Source organism: Arsenicibacter rosenii (assembly GCF_001870735.1).
GTDB classification, from domain to species: Bacteria; Bacteroidota; Bacteroidia; order Cytophagales; family Spirosomataceae; genus Arsenicibacter; species Arsenicibacter rosenii.
This window is the reverse complement of record NZ_MORL01000003.1, coordinates 229,034-244,741: the sequence shown is the minus strand read 5'-3', so window position 1 is coordinate 244,741 and position 15,708 is coordinate 229,034. Positions and strand designations below refer to the sequence as shown.

Below are 15,708 nucleotides of genomic sequence, written 5' to 3'. Positions count from 1 at the left end.
CTGGCCGGGATGGGAGGGCTAAAGTATAAAGGATATTGGATAAAAGCAAGAAGTTGTTTTTATTCGTGCAGATATGCGGCTGAAAATGAACAGGCCCGGTCTTATGTAATTTGTTTTATATTATATGTTTACATCCCGGACCAGGCCGGTCCGGGAGGCAGGAAACCGTTATTTCTGCGCTATGACTCCCGTTTCGGGGTCGACGACTTTGTTCCTGATTTTAGGAATAGTTCTGAGGTATTGGTAGATCGAACCGACCTCATAATCGGTTAGTGTAATGTGCGGAACCATCGGGTAACGCGTTACCGATCCGTCGGGCCGGGCACCTTGTTTCACTACCTTTATAAACTGTTCTTCGGTATATTTTTTACCGATGCCCGTTTCGTCATCGAACGTAATGTTGGCCGACGGAACCAGTTTTCCCTCCAGGTTCAGCATCGGATTTCCGCCGCCGTAGAAGCCCAGCGATTTTTCGGGTTCAATGTCGTTGAGGGCTTTAAAATCGGCCGAGTGGCAGGCGTAGCAACCCACCATGCCGTTGGCAATGTACCGGCCAAACGCCACACGGTCGGTGCTGTCGGGAATGGTAATGGCTTTTTGCGGATACGGATAGGGCTTCATGACAGTATTGGTCAGCGCCTTAATCAGGAAATTGTATTCTGTTTTCGGCGCTTCTTCTTTGGAAGGCTGTACCTCAATACGGTCCGAATGTAGCCAGGCAATGACTGATTTCAGGTCTTCGTCGGCCATGTTCGGGAATTTAGGCATCAGCGGATTGTAGGAGCCATCGCGCTGGATACCGGTTCGGAGAAAAAACGCCAGTTCACCGTCGGTCCAGGTACCGATACCGGCTTCCTTATCCTGCGTAATGTTGGCCGAATAAATCTGACCAAAATCTTTCGGCGCATCGGCAATGAGTTTGCCGGTCAGTTGGGCCCCTTCGCCCCGGTGGCATTGAATGCAGAGCAGCTGGGCAATTTTAGCCCCGCGTTCAATGCGGGCAGGTGTCACATCGACGTGGTAATCAGGGAGCTTCTGCGTTTCGTAGGAGGGAACCCCTCTGCCGGCAATGTACCCGACAATGCCGAAAATGATGACGGCAACAAGGCCAATAATCCATAAGACGATACGGATTGCTTTTTTCATGGTAGTAAAAGGTTGAAGAAATACAAACGGGGTAATCTATAAGGAGGTAGGATTCAAAAGCAAGTTATTTTACGAAGTGGTTAAAAAAGTTTCGCTTTGTAGCTACTAGCGTGTTAACAGAAAACTAATGTTGCGGTAAGGACGATCATAGCGCTTTTTTTGTTATATCTCCGGAGGCAGGTTCGAGTGCCTCAGAAACTTGAGTTTTTTATGCAGACATCAGCAGAACAAGGAACAAATGCATCTCTTGCCGCGCAGGCGGGGACGATTACAGTAGGTGATTTAACCGTAAACCGGATGGCATACGGCGCCATGCGTATCACGGGCGACGGCATCTGGGGACCGCCTAAAAACCATGATGAGGCGATTCGGGTGCTTAAACACACTCTTGACTTAGGCATTAATTTTATTGATACCGCCGACAGCTACGGCCCGCATGTGTCGGAAGAACTGATTGCCGAAGCGCTGTATCCGTATCCCGAAGGGCTGATTATCGGTACCAAAGGCGGCTTGCTGAGGACCGGCCCCAACCAATGGCCGGTAGATGCCAGTCCGGCGCACCTGGACGAAGCCCTGAAAGGCAGCTTACAGCGCCTGCGGGTCGACCGGATTGATTTGTACCAGCTGCACCGCTTCGATCCGAAGGTGCCGAAAGACGAGACGCTGGATTTCCTGAAAGAAAAGCAGCAGCAGGGCTACATCCGGCACATTGGTCTGTCGGAAGTGAGCGTTGCCGATATCGAATACGCGCGGAAGTTTGTGGACGTGGTGTCGGTGCAGAATATGTACAACTTCGGACAGCAGAAATGGAACGACGTACTGGCTTATTGTGAGCAGCATCAGATTGCGTTTATCCCGTGGTATCCGCTGGCGAGTGGCAATCTGTCGGCCGAAAAAGCGATTGAGAAAGTAGCGGCGCGCCACAACGCCACGGCCTACCAGATCGCCCTTGCCTGGTTGTTGGCGGCCTCGCCGGTGATGTTGCCGATTCCGGGCACCTCGTCGGTTAAGCACCTTGAGGAAAACACCGCCGCCGCCGCGATTCAGCTAACCGACGAAGATTTCAGCGACCTGCCAAAGCCGGTTGTGGGGTAGTGGGGTGTTGGTAATTAATGTTAGCAGCGAGTGGAGGCACGCACCCACTAAGTCGTGCCTCCACTGTCAGTATATATTGAGACGTGCTAATAGCTAATGATGATACTCTATAAAGACAGAGCATTTATTACCATAGTAACCACTTTAATATTGTCACAAAACCAATAAGTAATGCAACAACAACGAGTAATGCGAAAAGACTAAAAGCTAATCCAACTAACTTGCCGGAAAAGTAAGGACTGTTCTTTTTGATAATCTTTGGTACTGGCTTTTCAAAAACCGGATGAATGTATTGAATAAGTGTGTCGCTATGTTCATCTATCCAATCTTCATCGTAAATTAGTGAAATAGTGTTTTGATTAGCTGTTGAAGAGGTTAAATCTATATCCAGTGTTGACCTTAATAGTTGAAGCGCAAATAATTGAAGCCCTTCTGTGTTTGCTTTAATAAAGCTTTCGTCTGTATTATTACCATAGTGATAAATTCCGAAAAATGCTTTCTCTTTAAGCCTTTCTTCCGGGAATTGATCAATAATGTTTTGTAGCTCCTTTTGCTTTAGCATTATCTTTATGAAGTATTTATGTTATATGATTTTGATACTTTTGTGACTATCAAGTCATATATATTCAAGTGATAATTTCAAAGAAGTGATTACTTAATTGTTGAAAATATCTTTACTTCTTATAGCCAAAAGTTACCAATCGAATAGGTTTTGGCGTGTCCGCTGATGATGACCCGGTCGCCGAGATCTTCACAGTACAGGTGGCCCATTCGTTCGGATAGTTGCTGTGCGTATAGTTCTTTTTTGTGTAGCCGTTCCGACCAGAACGGAATCAGGGAACAATGCGCAGAACCCGTAACAGGATCTTCTAAAATCGAAGCCTGTGGCGTAAAAAAACGCGAAACAAAATCACACGCCTCGCCAACAGCCGTTATAATGACGCCCCCGGGATCAAGGTTGATCTGATCAAACAGGTGCCGGTCAATCGTGAGGTTCCGGATGGCTGTTTCGCTGTCATACACCAACAGATAGTCCCTTGATTTATACACCTCCCTCGGCGGATGGCTTAACGATTTGGCAATAGTCGCCGGCAAGTGGTCAGGAACAGGCATCCGCGCCGGAAAATCCATTTTATACAGTCCGTTTTCGGTCCTGACGATCAAATCACCACTTATCGTTTTAAACGTGATTTCCTGCTTTGGGTAGCCAAGGATTGCTTTTAGGCTATGTGCCGTTGCCAGTGTAGCGTGACCGCACAAATCCATTTCTATTTCGGGTGTGAACCACCGCAAGTGCACTTTTTCGCCTTGATCGACAAAAAAAGCAGTTTCCGCGACAGCATTCTCTTTGGCGATTTTTAACAGAATATCGTCAGATAACCAGTCGTTAAGCGGTACCACACAAGCCGGATTCCCTCCGAAAATTGTGTCGGTAAATGCGTCAATTTGATAGAGCGTAAATTTCACCGGTCTGTTACTGAAAGGGCTGTTTCTTTCCAAATATACAAAAGCGCTGCTTTCGTTCGGGGCGGTTGTCTGCAGGTTAAGGGCGTTCAATCCCAAAAACAAATTCTTCCCTGAACGTGAGAAATAACCGGGCGGTTGCTTATTTTTAAGTCCTTACCCAATTGTACGATGCATACGACTGGAGCTCAACGTTTCCTTGATGACTTAACTATTGCTAATGAGCGCTTTGACTTACTGACCAGGGCCTCCCATGATGTGATCTGGGACTGGGACCTGGAGCAGGATGTGATCTTCTGGAATGAAGCGTATCAGACGATGCTGGGCTATACCGACTACGAGTCGGCGAAGCCCATTGACTCCTGGTCCGACTATATTCATCCGGACGACAAAAAACAGGTCGTTGCTAAACTGAAAAAGGCCATCAGCCGCGGTGATACGCAGTGGAATGACGAATATCGTTTCCGGAAAGCGGATGGCACCTATGCGTATATCCAGGACCGGGGGTATGTGATCCGGCGGGGCGGGAAGCCGGTCCGGATGGTCGGTGCCATGCAGGACATAACCGACCACCTCCGCCTGCAACAGGATCGGGACAACAGCGTTTTTCGGGCCAATATGGCCATTGAAGCGTCGGGCATGGGCGTGTGGAGCGTCTATGCGCTGGAAGACCGCATGGAGCTTGACGACCGTTGTCAGGCCATTTACCACTGGCCCGGCCGGTCGCCGAAACTGACGGAGATGCTCGCCTGGATTCACCCCGACGACCAGGCACCGATCTATGATGCGATGGCCAGAACGCCCCGCTCCAGTCTGAATAAACCCGCCGTTATTGAATTCCGGCTGACCAGCCCCATTGACCGGAAAACCCGATGGATCCGCCTGATCGGGCGGGCCTATTTTAACGAAACCGGTCAGGCTCATTATTTTACAGGTATGGCTGCCGATATTACGGAAGAAAAGCGTAAAGAGGAGGCCCTGAAACAAGTCGAAGAACGCTTTCAGAGTGCTTTCGACCATGCGGATGTGGGAGTGGTTATCAGTGACCCGAAGGGCAAATTCCTGCTCGTCAACAAAGGCTACTGCCAGATGACCGGCTATTCTCCCGAAGCGCTTTACGAAGGTAGTTATGCCGACCTGAATCACCCTGAGGATGCTCCCCGTAAGAACGCACTGTTTAAGGAGAAAATGGAGCAGAAAGCGAGCTCATTTACCATCGACAGCCGTTATGTCCGGAAAGATGGCCGCCAGATCTGGGTGAATCACCATGTTACGCTGATTTATACCGCTGCCGGCGACCTCGACAGTATCTTCTCGATTTTACGGGACATTACCGAAGAGAAAAAGCAAAGCGAAGAGCAGCAGAAACTGCTGTTTCTGGTCGAAAACAGTTCCGACTTCATTGTGCTGTCGGACTGGAACGGGCGGGTAACGTACCTGAATGCGGCCGGACAGCGGATGGTCGGGCTGGATAACATGGAGGAGGCCAAACGCCAGAACATCGACTATCTCATGCCGGAAGAAATAGACCGGGTCATTCCGCAGATCGCGCCGAGCTTACTGGAGCATAATCGCTGGTCGGGGGAGGTGCTGTACCGTCATTTCAAAACGGGAGAGGCCATCCCGGTTCATGGCACGATGTTGCTAATAACCGATCCGGTAACGAAAAAGCCGATCGGGCGGGCGTCGGTCGTGCGGGATTTACGTCCGGAAAAGGCGGCTCAGAAGAGTATTCTGGAAAGCGAACGCCGGTTCCGCGAAATGATCACACAGGCCCCGGTGGCTATCGGGTTGCTGCGGGGTGAGCAGTTTGTCGTGGAGTCGGCAAACGAAAAGCTGCTGGCCATGTGGCAGCAATCAGACAGCCTGATCGGTAAAAAACTGACCGAAACGCTGCCGGCTGATCAGTACCAGTATTTGTTTACCATCCTGGATAAAGCCTACCAATCGGGCGAAGTGGTTCAGGTCGAAGAGCAGAAACTGGAACAGATACAGGATGGAAAACCGCAGCCGCGCTATGTAAACGTGACCTATAAACCGCTACAGGACGACCGGGGGGGCGTGTATGCCGTTCTGATCATGGCAATCGACATTACAGGGCGCGTACGGGCACGCCAGAAAAGAGCCGAAGCCGAAGAAGTACTCCGGGGGGCCATTGAACTCGCGGGCCTCGGGACGTGGTGGATGGATGCCCGGACAAACACGCTTTACTTCTCAGACCGGATGGTAGACTGGTATGGGCTGCCCGGAAACCAGGCTTCGCTGGACTTAATTGAACAGGCGGTGGATGTCTCTGACCGGGAACGGTTAGTGAAAGCGGCAATGCGGGCGTTCCGGCTGGGACTGAACGGGAAATACGAAGAAGAGTATACCATCCGTAACCTGGTGACGGGCCGGAAGCGGATCATCAGCGCACAAGGAAAGGTAACGCTGAATGCTGAGGGTGAGCCGGTGCTGCTGCGTGGAACGGCTCAGGATATCACGGCCCGGAAAATGACCGAGCAGGAGCTGGAACGTCAGGTCGATCTGCGGACACAGGAGCTGCGCAAACTTAACGCGTCGCTGCTGCAAACCAATCAGGAGCTGGAGCGGTTCGCCTATATCGCCTCGCACGATCTTCAGGAGCCGCTCCGGAAAGTGCAGGCATTCGGTAGTATTCTGGAAGAAGAATATGGGAGCCTGCTGGACACCCATGGCCTGCAGATGCTAAACCGGATGCAGGCGTCGGCAAACCGCATGTCGTTGCTGATCAAAGATATCCTGGAGTTTTCGCGGACCAGTCAGTTGCAGGGCGGCGCTACCTATGAACAGATTGACCTGGCTCAGGTGATCGGCGACGTACAAAAGGATCTGGAGTTGTTAATCACTCAGAAACAGGCTGTTATTGAGGTGGGTGAGCTGGAGCCCGTCGAAGGGGTTTCGTTACAGATGTACCAGTTATTCTATAACCTGATCGGCAATGCGCTGAAGTTCTCGAAGCCGGCCGAAGCACCGCATATCCGGATTCAGATGATCAGGCTGAGTCTGGCCGGACAGGCTGGTTATCCGATGATTTATCAGGGAAATGAGCACTGCCGGATTTCGGTAACAGACAATGGCATCGGGTTTAATCCGCTGTATGCCCAGCAGATTTTCGGGCTTTTTCAGCGGCTGCATGGCAAACAGCAATACGAAGGGACGGGGATTGGCCTGGCCCTTTGTCAACGGATTGTCATGAACCACCAGGGCGAAATCCGCGCTGAATCGGTTGAAGGCGAAGGCGCAACTTTCCATATTGTGTTGCCCTATAAACAGCCTGGTACACGCTAGCTGGCCGGACGTTTAAACGGAAGCTTGTCGGTTTCGTAACGTTTTTTGTCAGCTTTATGAGATTCGTCAGCAGGGAAGTGCCAAATGACGTGTTGTTTTGGACCATTCATTCATCTACTGACGAAAGATGGTTCGATTACTTGCACTTTGTATCTTATATAGCCTGACGGCACAGGGGCAGACCGTTGTGACCTCCGTGCAGGAAGCATTGGCACTGGCACAGAACCGGAATCCTGACCTGCAGAACTCGCTGCAAAACCGGCAGCTTCAGGATCAGCAAAAGACGGTGGCACGGGCCGCCCGCCTGCCGCAGGCGCGGGTATATGCCAACTTTGACTATAACTATGCCCTGCCGACGCAACTGCTGCCGGCTGAATTTTTAGGCGGAAAACCCGGTGAATTTCAGAAAATTCAGTTTGGAGTGCCTTATGTCTTTACGCCGACGGCCGAAGTTACCATGCCGCTGATAAACCGGCCTGCCCGCGTTGATCTGGCCATTACGGATCAGAACCTGAAAATCCTGGACGATCAGAAACTGGTGTTGCAGGACGACATCTCAACCCAGACCGCGCGTATTTACCATGCCACCTTGCTGGCCCGTGCCGCCATCCAGATTACGGGTCGCAACCTGTCCAGCGCCGATACGCTCGTACAGATTGCCCGCGACCGGCTGGACAAGGGCCTGATCGAACCCCTCGAATATAACCGCATCCGCTCCGTTCAGCTGACAACTGCTGATGTGCTCCAGCAAAACGAACTGATTTATGGCCGCAATCTGAACCAGCTCAAGGTATTGCTGGGCCTGACCGTGGCCGATAGCCTCGTATTGACCGAAAGTTTGCTACAGCCAGCCATGACCCCTGAGGGGCCTGTCGCCGGCATGTGGCCGAAACGACCGCAGATTACGCTCAAAGAATCGCAGCTGGCGCTTTACCGGCTGCAGCTCGACCGCGAGAAGGCGATGCGGTGGCCTACGCTGTCGGCCTACGGCCGTTTTGCCGAACAGGCGCAGCGCAAGCAGTTTGATTTTTTCAACCTGAATCAGCCATGGTATGCGGTTGGGGTTGCCGGGCTTCAGTTTAACCTGCCCCTGTATTCGGGCGGTTTACGGGACAGCAACATCGGGCGTGCCCGGATGCGCATAAAGCTGGCAGAGGCCGAACTTGCCTATGAGCAGATTAAACAGGACCTCGATCAGGCCGATCTACAGAATACCTACCGGCAGGCGGTCCGTTCGCTTTCGCTGAACCGGCAGAACTACGAGCTCAGCCAGCAGAATGTGCAGATTGCGCTCGTGAAATACCGTTCGGGCCTGTTTGCCTACGATCAGTACCTCAACGTTTTCAACGATGCCCTGACGGCACAGAACCGTTATCTCAACAACGTCTCAAACGCATTTATCAATCAGACCATTCTTCAGATTCGCCATGGAAAGTAAACGTCTGACCGGCCGCCGGCAACCGGCCGGCACTGCCCTGCTATTCTTCTCGCTGCTTACGCTCGTTTCTGTTTCCTGCAAAAAAACGCCGGAGGGTACATCGCCAACCTATCAGGATTTGACCGAAGCCGTGTATGCCTCCGGCTCGGTACTGCCCCGGGGCGAGTATACCGTTACGGCAGATGCGCAGGGAATTATCGAACAGCGGCTCATCAGCGAAGGCGATTCGGTGCATAAGGGGCAACTCCTGTTTACACTCGAAAATGCGTCGGCGCAGGCCCGCCAGCTGGCGGCATCGAGCGTCTTACGGCAGTCACAGGCCAATTTAGAGGCCGGTTCACCGGTATTGGCAGAGCAGGAAGCCCAGGTCCGTAACGCCCGTACCCGACTGCAGAATGACTCGGTAAACTATGCCCGTTTCCGTGATCTGTATGCGCAGAATGCCACGTCGCGCGCCGAGGTCGAGCGGTCGGAGCTGAACTATACGGTGTCGAAAAACAACCTGCGGGCGCAGCTCAATACGCTGCAACGAACGAGGAATCAACTGAAGGTGGAGGTCGAAAACAACCGGAGCCAGCTGGTCGCCTCGCAGGAGGCAGGGCAGAACACGCGGGTGCAAAGCTTTGTGAGCGGTAAGGTCTATGAGGTGTATAAGGATCCCGGTGAGGTAGTACGCCCGGGCGATCCGCTGGCGCTGGTCGGTAGCGGCAACAATCTGTATGCCCAACTGGCCGTCGACGAAAGCGATTTCAGCCGGATCCGGATCGGGCAGGAGGTCATGATTAAGACGGATGTATACCCCGATAAGCTGTTTAAGGCGCGGATCAGTAAAATCTATCCCAAACTGAACCGCGCGGATCAGTCGTTCCGGGTCGATGCGGAGTTTACCGGCGAACGGCCGGCGTCGTACTACGGCCTGACGCTGGAAGCCAATATTATCATCAGCCGGAACCGGCGCGTACTGACCATCCCGAAAGCCTATGTGTTTGGCAACGACAGCGTTTGGGTCGAAGACGGCAAGGAACCGAAAAAAGTACGCTTCCGGAAAGGCGCCGAAAACTTTGATCTGGTCGAAGTAAAAGGTGGCCTGACGAAGGAGACAAAACTAATTGTGAAAGAGTGATTGAGTGGATTCTGGTCCCGGACGAATACAGGCTTATTCTCCTCAATCCCTCATGGCAGCGGCTTTTTTACCGCGCCACTGTCGCTCAATCACTCAATCACTCATTTTCTATGAACCTACACATTGCGGCTGAGATTGCGAAGACGCATTTGCTGGCCAAAAAAAAACAGACGATGGTGGCAATGCTGGGCGTTACGTTCGGAATTGCCATGTTCATCACGATGATTTCGTTCATGCAGGGGGTAAACCAGTTTCTGGAAGATTCGGCGCTCGATGCGAGCCCGCATGTCCGGATGTACAACGAGGTGAATACCCAACGCCCCGGCCTGATCGACGAAGTAAATCCCGGCGGCTTCAACGTGGTCTACCACCAGAAGCCGAAGGATGAGCTGTCGCGGCTGAAAAACGGCATCACCATTGCGGAGCGCATTGAGAAAGAAGCAGGGGTACTGGGCGTATCGCCTCAGCTGTCGACCCAGGTCTTTTTCAACAACGGCCCGATCCAGATTTCCGGCACCGTGGCCGGGGTAGATATGGAGCGTGAAAACCGGCTCTATAACCTCAGTTCACGGCTTAAATCGGGTAGTCTGCGAACCTTGCAGAGCAATCCCGATGGGTTAATCATGGGCGCCACCCTTGCCCGGAAACTGAATGTACGCGTCGGCGACAAGGTTAGTGTAACCACACCGCTGGGTACCAACCGGATTCTGCGCGTGGTCGGCACGTTTAGCTTCGGCATCGGTACTGTCGATAACATCAAGAGCTACGCCAACTTGTCGACCGTACAGGAAATGCTCCAGAAAGACCCCGGCTACATTACCGATATTCACATCAAAATGGTCGATCCCTTACAGGCCATTCCGTTCGGGAAACGGCTGCACGCGATATTCGGCTACCATACCGAAGACTGGGCAACCGCCAACCAGGCGATTCTGGCCGGCGAGAATATCCGGAATGTCATGACGTTTGTCGTATCGTTTACGCTGCTGGTGGTGGCCGGTTTCGGGATTTACAACATCATGAATATGACCGTGATGAACAAAATCAAGGACATTGCCATTCTGAAGGCCACCGGCTTCGACGGGAAAGACATTGTCGCCATTTTTCTGCTGCAGGCTGTTTTTATCGGGTTGTCGGGCGGTATTCTTGGGTTACTGATTGGTTTTGGCCTGAGTTATCTGTTGTCGATTATGCCGTTTGACGCGGGTGATGTGCTGAGTCTGAAGACCTTTCCCGTCATATTTGCGGCCAAATACTACATCATGGGGCTGCTCTTCGGTGTAACGACTACGATCTTAGCCGGATTTTTTCCGTCACGCAAAGCATCCAGAGTTGATCCGGTCTCCATTTTACGCGGATAAAAAAAGAACATGGAAACAGTATTAAATGCCGCCCGCCTCAACAAGTATTTTTACGACCCTGAGAAATTTCAGGTACTGAAAGACGTGACTTTCGCGGTGAAAAAAGGTGAATTCCTGTCCATCATCGGTAAATCAGGCTGCGGTAAATCAACGTTGCTGTACCTGTTGTCGACGATGGATACCGAATACGAAGGCACAATTGAGATGGCAGGGACGTCGCTGACGGGCCGGAGTCAGGATTATCTGTCACACTTCCGCAACGAACATCTGGGATTTGTGTTCCAGTTTCACTTTCTGCTGCCTGAGTTCAGCGCGCTGCAGAATGTGATGTTGCCCGGGCTGAAGCTGGGTCGCTACAGTGAGAAAGAGGTAGAAGAGCGGGCTATGGAAAAACTCCGGCTGATCGGGATGGCCGACTTTGCCCGGAAACCGGCCAGTAAACTGTCGGGCGGGCAGCAACAGCGCGTCGCCATTGCCCGTGCGATGATCAACGACCCGACCATTATCATGGGCGATGAGCCAACCGGTAACCTCGACCGTGCCAATACCGAAAATGTATTTCATATCTTTAAGGAACTGGCGGGCATGGGGCAGACAATCATTGCCGTTACCCACGACCCCGATTTTGCCGCCGGCTGCGACCGTGTTATCGAAATGAGTGATGGGATGATTATCAGGCAATAAAATGACTTTCAGGAACACAAAATACATACAGATTGCCTTTCTCTGGTTTGCAATGCTGGGCGTACTGCTGCGCCTGTGGATTATTCCGGAGATCACGCTGGCGAAGAACAGTATCCTGTTCATGACGTCTTTTCTGGCCCTGAACCTGATCTGGTACATTCACCTGCGGATTAACAGCTACCTGGACCGCCGGTTACCATTCGAAAAATCGGTAACGTGGCGGTTAATAGCGCAGCTTTTCGGCGGCTGGACAGTGGTAAAAACCATTCTGTTTTTGTCGGGCCTGATCATGATTAATTACATACTGCCGGTGCTGCGGTTTTCGATGAACCGCCTGACACTGGTAACGTTTACGCTGGCGATCTTTCTGGCAAATATGGCGATCAGTCTGGGGCTGATTGCCTGGCAGTTGTTCCGCCGGTGGAAAGAAAATGAACTTAGGGCGGCTAATCTGGAAAAAGAAAAAACGCAGGTACAGTACGATAACCTGCGGAATCAGCTGAATCCTCATTTTCTGTTCAACAGCCTGTCATCGCTGGATGGGCTGATTGAAGATGATCCGGCATTGGCACGGCAATTCCTGCGGCAGTTGTCGAAGGTATTCCGGTATGTGTTGCAGCATAAACACAAAGCGGTTGTTGCTCTGGAAGACGAGGTGGACTTCATCCGGATTTACGTGTCGCTGCTGAAAACCCGTTTCGATGGAGCCTTTCAGGTAGCATTTGAATTAACCGATGAAGCGATGGATGCCGGTATTGTTCCTGTTACATTACAGGTGCTGATAGAAAACGCCATTAAGCACAATGTTATCAGCGACAAATATCCGCTGACAATCAGCATAAAAACGCATGACGGCTATCTGCTGGTGAGTAATAACGTACGACGGAAAGGGAAAGTCGAGACGTCGAATGGCGAGGGATTGGCTAATCTGAAGCACCTGTACGGTTTTTTGAGCACGCAGCCGGTTGCCGTGGTGGAGGAGGAAAATCTGTTTTGTGTCCGGATTCCGTTGCTGGCGGTCGGGCAGGAAACGGGTCTGCTGGCCGTTAAGGAATAGTTTTCTGTCATCCCGACCGGTACGCCGGGGCAGAAGGCGGGATGACAGAAAAGGAAATGACAGAAACGGTCTTTACGCGTGCAGGGCCGAAATTTTCGCAAAAGCGGCTTCGAGTTCTGTCAGCTGTTTATGCAGGTCTTCCTTGATATAGGCCGGTAAGTGCTCGTTTTCGATGGAATCCTTATAGGCTTCGATCGCCGCGTTTTCGCCGAATTCGACCGAGCTCAGAACGGTGTCTTTATCTTTACCCGTCAGCGCCGATTTGATGTCGATCCACGCGCGGTGAATTTTGCTGCTGAAGTCGGTAGAGGTAGCATCCGAAACGGCCTTACCATCAATCCGGACGATGTGGTCGGCAAGCTGGCTGCGGAAGTTCTGGCTCTGAATAACGTAGTGGCGGAAGAGGTCGTCGAGGTCTTTATCTTCGTTGTCTTCGATGGCTTTTTCGTAGCCCATGATACGGTCGTTGTTGATTTTCACCAGTTCGTTCAGTGCATCAACGATATCGCTGTTTTTCATTTTACTGTTTGTGTTGAGTTTATCCTATTAACCCTGCACCTGCCCGATTGTTTATGAATTTTCAATTAAACCGGATGCTTGATGATGACCATATTACTGATCGAAGATGAGCCGTTAGTGGCCAGAACGCTGGAGAAGATGGTGCGTAAACTCGAACCCGGTGCCGACATAGCCGGGCCGCTGGCTAGTGTGGCTGATACCTGCGCCTATTTGCAGACTCACCCGTCGCCCGACCTGATTGTGTCAGACATTCAGCTGGCAGACGGCGTTAGTTTTGACATTTTTCAGCAGGTAGATATGGCCTGTCCGGTAATCTTCACGACAGCTTACGATGAATATGCCATCCGTGCTTTCAAACTGAACAGTATTGATTATTTGCTGAAACCGATTGATCCGGAAGAGTTGCAGAAAGCCTTTGCCAAATTCCATCGCTGGCAACCCGACGGGCAGAATTTTAAGCAGCAGTTCCGGGAATTTCTGGCCGATTTGTCGAACCCGGGACAGGGGACTACGCGGAAATACAAGCGCCGGTTCACGGCCCATTACCTGCGGCAGATTGTGCCGGTTGCGCAGGAGAAAGTAGCTTGTTTTTGCCGCGACGAAGTAATTTACCTCCATACCACCGAAGGCCAGAAGCTGATTACGGATTACAACACCCTCGACGAGCTGGAAGAACTGACCGATCCGGCCGTTTTTTTTCGGGCCAACCGTCAGTATCTGGTTAATCTGGAGGCAATTGCCAGTTATCAGCCGCACTACAGCGGTAAACTGCTCTTGACGCTCCACAAGCCCAACACCGCCGAAATCATCATCAGCAAGGAAAAATCACCCGTTTTCCGGGATTGGTTTGAGGGGAGTGTTTGATGGGATGGGGATGGCGGATGCTGGCTGGTTTTGATGCTGGATTGGCTGGATATAAACGTGGAGGCACGACTAAGAGTCGTGCCTCCACTATTCTTTATCTCTTTCTGCCTTTCGCCGCGCGACGGTCGTTCTTTAAATGACCGGCTTGGAGCGGGGGCGATTCCATTTTTTGAATGGGCGGGACGATTTATTGCCTGCGGCTGCCGGTTCACCGGAGCGGGCTGTTGGCGCTGCCTGTGCAGGTGCTTGCCGCTTTTCGTCTTTTGATCGTTCCCCGGACGGTTTTTGCCCGTTGCCCTGGCTTTTGCCGAAGGAGCGCTGTCCTGATTTTTGGGAAGGTTTCTGCGAGGCCGGTTTCGCTGGCGGCGTATCTGCTACCAGTTCCGGTATGCTCTGTAAAATACCTTTCTCTACTTCGGCAACCGGTATCGATTTGCCGATCAACTTCTGGATATCTTTCAGATAAGCCCGTTCCTCCCCGTCGCAGAATGAATAGGCCATGCCGCGGTGCCCTGCCCTGCCGGTCCGGCCGATGCGGTGTACGTAGGTTTCCGGAATGTTCGGCAGCTCGTAGTTAATAACGTGCGAGAGTTCATCAATGTCGATGCCACGGGCGGCAATATCCGTTGCAACCAGTACGCGGGTTTGTCCCGACTTAAAGTTGCTCAGGGCCCGCTGACGAGCTGTCTGCGATTTATTGCCGTGGATGGCTTCTGCCTTTACCCCGACTTTGCCCAGGTCTTTGGCTACGCGGTCAGCGCCGTGTTTGGTACGGGTAAAAACCAGTGCCGAAGCAATGGTCTGGTCCTGAAGCAGGTAAGCAAGCAGTTTACGCTTATCGCTTTTTTCCACAAAATACAGCTTTTGCTGAACGGTGTCTGCCGTTGAGGAAACCGGCGTAACCTCTACCCGTGAGGGATTAGAGAGAATGGTATTAGCGAGTTTGGCGACTTCGGTCGGCATGGTAGCCGAGAAGAATAGCGACTGGCGTTCGGCCGGCAATTTGGCAATAATCCGTTTAACGTCATGAACAAAGCCCATGTCGAGCATCCGGTCAGCCTCGTCGAGAACAAATGTATTCAGGCTTTTCAGCGAGATAAACCCCTGATTCATCAGGTCCAGTAAACGGCCGGGGGTAGCAATCAGGACATCTACGCCGGCTTTCAGGGCGTCGGTCTGTGGTTTTTGGCCCACGCCGCCAAAAATCACCGTATGGCGCAGCGGCAGATGACGGCCATAAGCCGAAAAGCTGTCGCCGATCTGGATGGCAAGCTCGCGGGTTGGTGTTAAAATTAACGCACGCACCGGACGCGCCCCTTTCTGAGCAGGTGGCCGGGCGTTTAAGCGCTGCAGCATCGGAATGGCAAACGCGGCGGTTTTACCCGTTCCGGTCTGGGCAACACCCAACAAATCGTTGCCGTCTAAGACGAGCGGAATGGCTTGTTGCTGAATCGGAGTAGGGGTTGAGTACCCTTCCTGCTGAAGGGCTTTTAGTATAGGGTCTATCAGACCAAGTTGCGAAAAAGTCATGTAGTCAGCTGGCGTATGCCGGTCTTGTCCGGAACGCCGATCGGTATTTATAATAGTAAAACAAGATCAGCCCTAAACAGTTCATTCGGGACGTGATAATGAGAATATTTGACTGATT

At 51.9% G+C, this 15,708-nt stretch carries 13 protein-coding genes; 8 read left to right on the top strand and 5 right to left on the bottom strand.

Annotation, left to right across the window (positions count from 1 at the left end; genetic code table 11):
• Positions 1 to 168: 168 nt before the first annotated feature.
• A complete protein-coding gene (locus BLX24_RS07680; RefSeq protein WP_071502529.1) occupies positions 169 to 1,146 on the bottom strand; it encodes a c-type cytochrome in 978 nt (325 codons plus the stop codon).
• 210 nt (positions 1,147 to 1,356) lie between these two features.
• On the opposite strand from BLX24_RS07680, the gene BLX24_RS07675 reads away from it, so the two are divergent.
• The gene (locus BLX24_RS07675) at positions 1,357 to 2,241 is read left to right on the top strand and encodes an aldo/keto reductase (RefSeq protein ID WP_071502528.1); all 885 of its coding nucleotides are present in this window, start codon (positions 1,357 to 1,359) and stop codon (positions 2,239 to 2,241) included.
• Between the two features lie 127 nt (positions 2,242 to 2,368).
• On the opposite strand, the gene BLX24_RS07670 is transcribed toward BLX24_RS07675, so the two are convergent.
• Together BLX24_RS07670 and BLX24_RS07665 are read right to left on the bottom strand one after the other, a co-directional pair.
• The gene (locus tag BLX24_RS07670) at positions 2,369 to 2,803 is read right to left on the bottom strand and encodes a hypothetical protein (RefSeq protein ID WP_071502527.1); all 435 of its coding nucleotides are present in this window, start codon (positions 2,801 to 2,803) and stop codon (positions 2,369 to 2,371) included.
• 119 nt (positions 2,804 to 2,922) lie between these two features.
• The gene (locus BLX24_RS07665) at positions 2,923 to 3,708 is read right to left on the bottom strand and encodes a PhzF family protein (RefSeq protein ID WP_071502789.1); all 786 of its coding nucleotides are present in this window, start codon (positions 3,706 to 3,708) and stop codon (positions 2,923 to 2,925) included.
• Positions 3,709 to 3,876: 168 nt separating this feature from the next.
• Between BLX24_RS07665 and BLX24_RS07660 the strand changes: the two genes are divergently transcribed.
• The 6 genes from BLX24_RS07660 to BLX24_RS07635 all read left to right on the top strand — a co-directional run bounded on the left by BLX24_RS07660 (position 3,877) and on the right by BLX24_RS07635 (position 12,677).
• Positions 3,877 to 7,014, top strand: a complete 3,138-nt coding sequence (locus BLX24_RS07660; protein WP_083421852.1) for a PAS domain S-box protein — start codon at positions 3,877 to 3,879, stop codon at positions 7,012 to 7,014.
• Positions 7,015 to 7,141: 127 nt separating this feature from the next.
• Positions 7,142 to 8,452: a TolC family protein gene (locus BLX24_RS07655; protein ID WP_071502525.1), complete on the top strand. Its 1,311-nt coding sequence runs from the start codon at positions 7,142 to 7,144 to the stop codon at positions 8,450 to 8,452.
• Positions 8,442 to 9,575 (top strand): efflux RND transporter periplasmic adaptor subunit, encoded by a 1,134-nt coding sequence (locus BLX24_RS07650; RefSeq protein ID WP_083421851.1) that lies wholly within the window; start codon positions 8,442 to 8,444, stop codon positions 9,573 to 9,575. The genes BLX24_RS07655 and BLX24_RS07650 overlap by 11 nt, the downstream gene beginning before the upstream one ends.
• 110 nt (positions 9,576 to 9,685) lie before the next feature.
• Positions 9,686 to 10,936 carry an ABC transporter permease gene (locus tag BLX24_RS07645; protein ID WP_071502524.1) on the top strand — a complete coding sequence of 417 codons (1,251 nt, stop codon included), beginning with the start codon at positions 9,686 to 9,688 and terminating at the stop codon, positions 10,934 to 10,936.
• A 9-nt stretch (positions 10,937 to 10,945) separates the two neighbouring features.
• On the top strand, positions 10,946 to 11,620 hold the full coding sequence (locus BLX24_RS07640) for an ABC transporter ATP-binding protein (protein WP_071502523.1): 675 nt from the start codon (positions 10,946 to 10,948) through the stop codon (positions 11,618 to 11,620).
• A gap of 1 nt (position 11,621) precedes the next feature.
• A complete protein-coding gene (locus tag BLX24_RS07635; RefSeq protein ID WP_071502522.1) occupies positions 11,622 to 12,677 on the top strand; it encodes a sensor histidine kinase in 1,056 nt (351 codons plus the stop codon).
• Positions 12,678 to 12,749: 72 nt separating this feature from the next.
• Here BLX24_RS07635 and BLX24_RS07630 read toward each other — a convergent pair whose 3' ends face one another.
• The gene (locus BLX24_RS07630) at positions 12,750 to 13,196 is read right to left on the bottom strand and encodes a PA2169 family four-helix-bundle protein (RefSeq protein WP_071502521.1); all 447 of its coding nucleotides are present in this window, start codon (positions 13,194 to 13,196) and stop codon (positions 12,750 to 12,752) included.
• 84 nt (positions 13,197 to 13,280) lie between these two features.
• Here BLX24_RS07630 and BLX24_RS07625 point away from each other — a divergent pair, with 84 nt between their 5' ends.
• Complete coding sequence (locus BLX24_RS07625) at positions 13,281 to 14,060, top strand: LytR/AlgR family response regulator transcription factor (protein ID WP_071502787.1); 780 nt, start codon at positions 13,281 to 13,283, stop codon at positions 14,058 to 14,060.
• A 132-nt stretch (positions 14,061 to 14,192) separates the two neighbouring features.
• Here the strand turns inward: BLX24_RS07625 and BLX24_RS07620 are convergent, their stop codons facing one another.
• Positions 14,193 to 15,590 carry a DEAD/DEAH box helicase gene (locus BLX24_RS07620; protein WP_083421850.1) on the bottom strand — a complete coding sequence of 466 codons (1,398 nt, stop codon included), beginning with the start codon at positions 15,588 to 15,590 and terminating at the stop codon, positions 14,193 to 14,195.
• Positions 15,591 to 15,708 lie beyond the last annotated feature (118 nt).

Excerpts from the sequence above, each read along its gene's own strand:
- BLX24_RS07680 (WP_071502529.1), bottom strand. The coding sequence starts at position 1,146 with ATGAAAAAAGCAATCCGTATCGTCTTATGGATTATTGGCCTTGTTGCC.
- BLX24_RS07675 (WP_071502528.1), top strand. The coding sequence starts at position 1,357 with ATGCAGACATCAGCAGAACAAGGAACAAATGCATCTCTTGCCGCGCAG.
- BLX24_RS07670 (WP_071502527.1), bottom strand. The coding sequence starts at position 2,803 with ATGCTAAAGCAAAAGGAGCTACAAAACATTATTGATCAATTCCCGGAA.
- BLX24_RS07660 (WP_083421852.1), top strand. The coding sequence starts at position 3,877 with ATGCATACGACTGGAGCTCAACGTTTCCTTGATGACTTAACTATTGCT.
- BLX24_RS07655 (WP_071502525.1), top strand. The coding sequence starts at position 7,142 with ATGGTTCGATTACTTGCACTTTGTATCTTATATAGCCTGACGGCACAG.
- BLX24_RS07650 (WP_083421851.1), top strand. The coding sequence starts at position 8,442 with ATGGAAAGTAAACGTCTGACCGGCCGCCGGCAACCGGCCGGCACTGCC.
- BLX24_RS07645 (WP_071502524.1), top strand. The coding sequence starts at position 9,686 with ATGAACCTACACATTGCGGCTGAGATTGCGAAGACGCATTTGCTGGCC.
- BLX24_RS07640 (WP_071502523.1), top strand. The coding sequence starts at position 10,946 with ATGGAAACAGTATTAAATGCCGCCCGCCTCAACAAGTATTTTTACGAC.
- BLX24_RS07635 (WP_071502522.1), top strand. The coding sequence starts at position 11,622 with ATGACTTTCAGGAACACAAAATACATACAGATTGCCTTTCTCTGGTTT.
- BLX24_RS07630 (WP_071502521.1), bottom strand. The coding sequence starts at position 13,196 with ATGAAAAACAGCGATATCGTTGATGCACTGAACGAACTGGTGAAAATC.
- BLX24_RS07625 (WP_071502787.1), top strand. The coding sequence starts at position 13,281 with ATGACCATATTACTGATCGAAGATGAGCCGTTAGTGGCCAGAACGCTG.
- BLX24_RS07620 (WP_083421850.1), bottom strand. The coding sequence starts at position 15,590 with ATGACTTTTTCGCAACTTGGTCTGATAGACCCTATACTAAAAGCCCTT.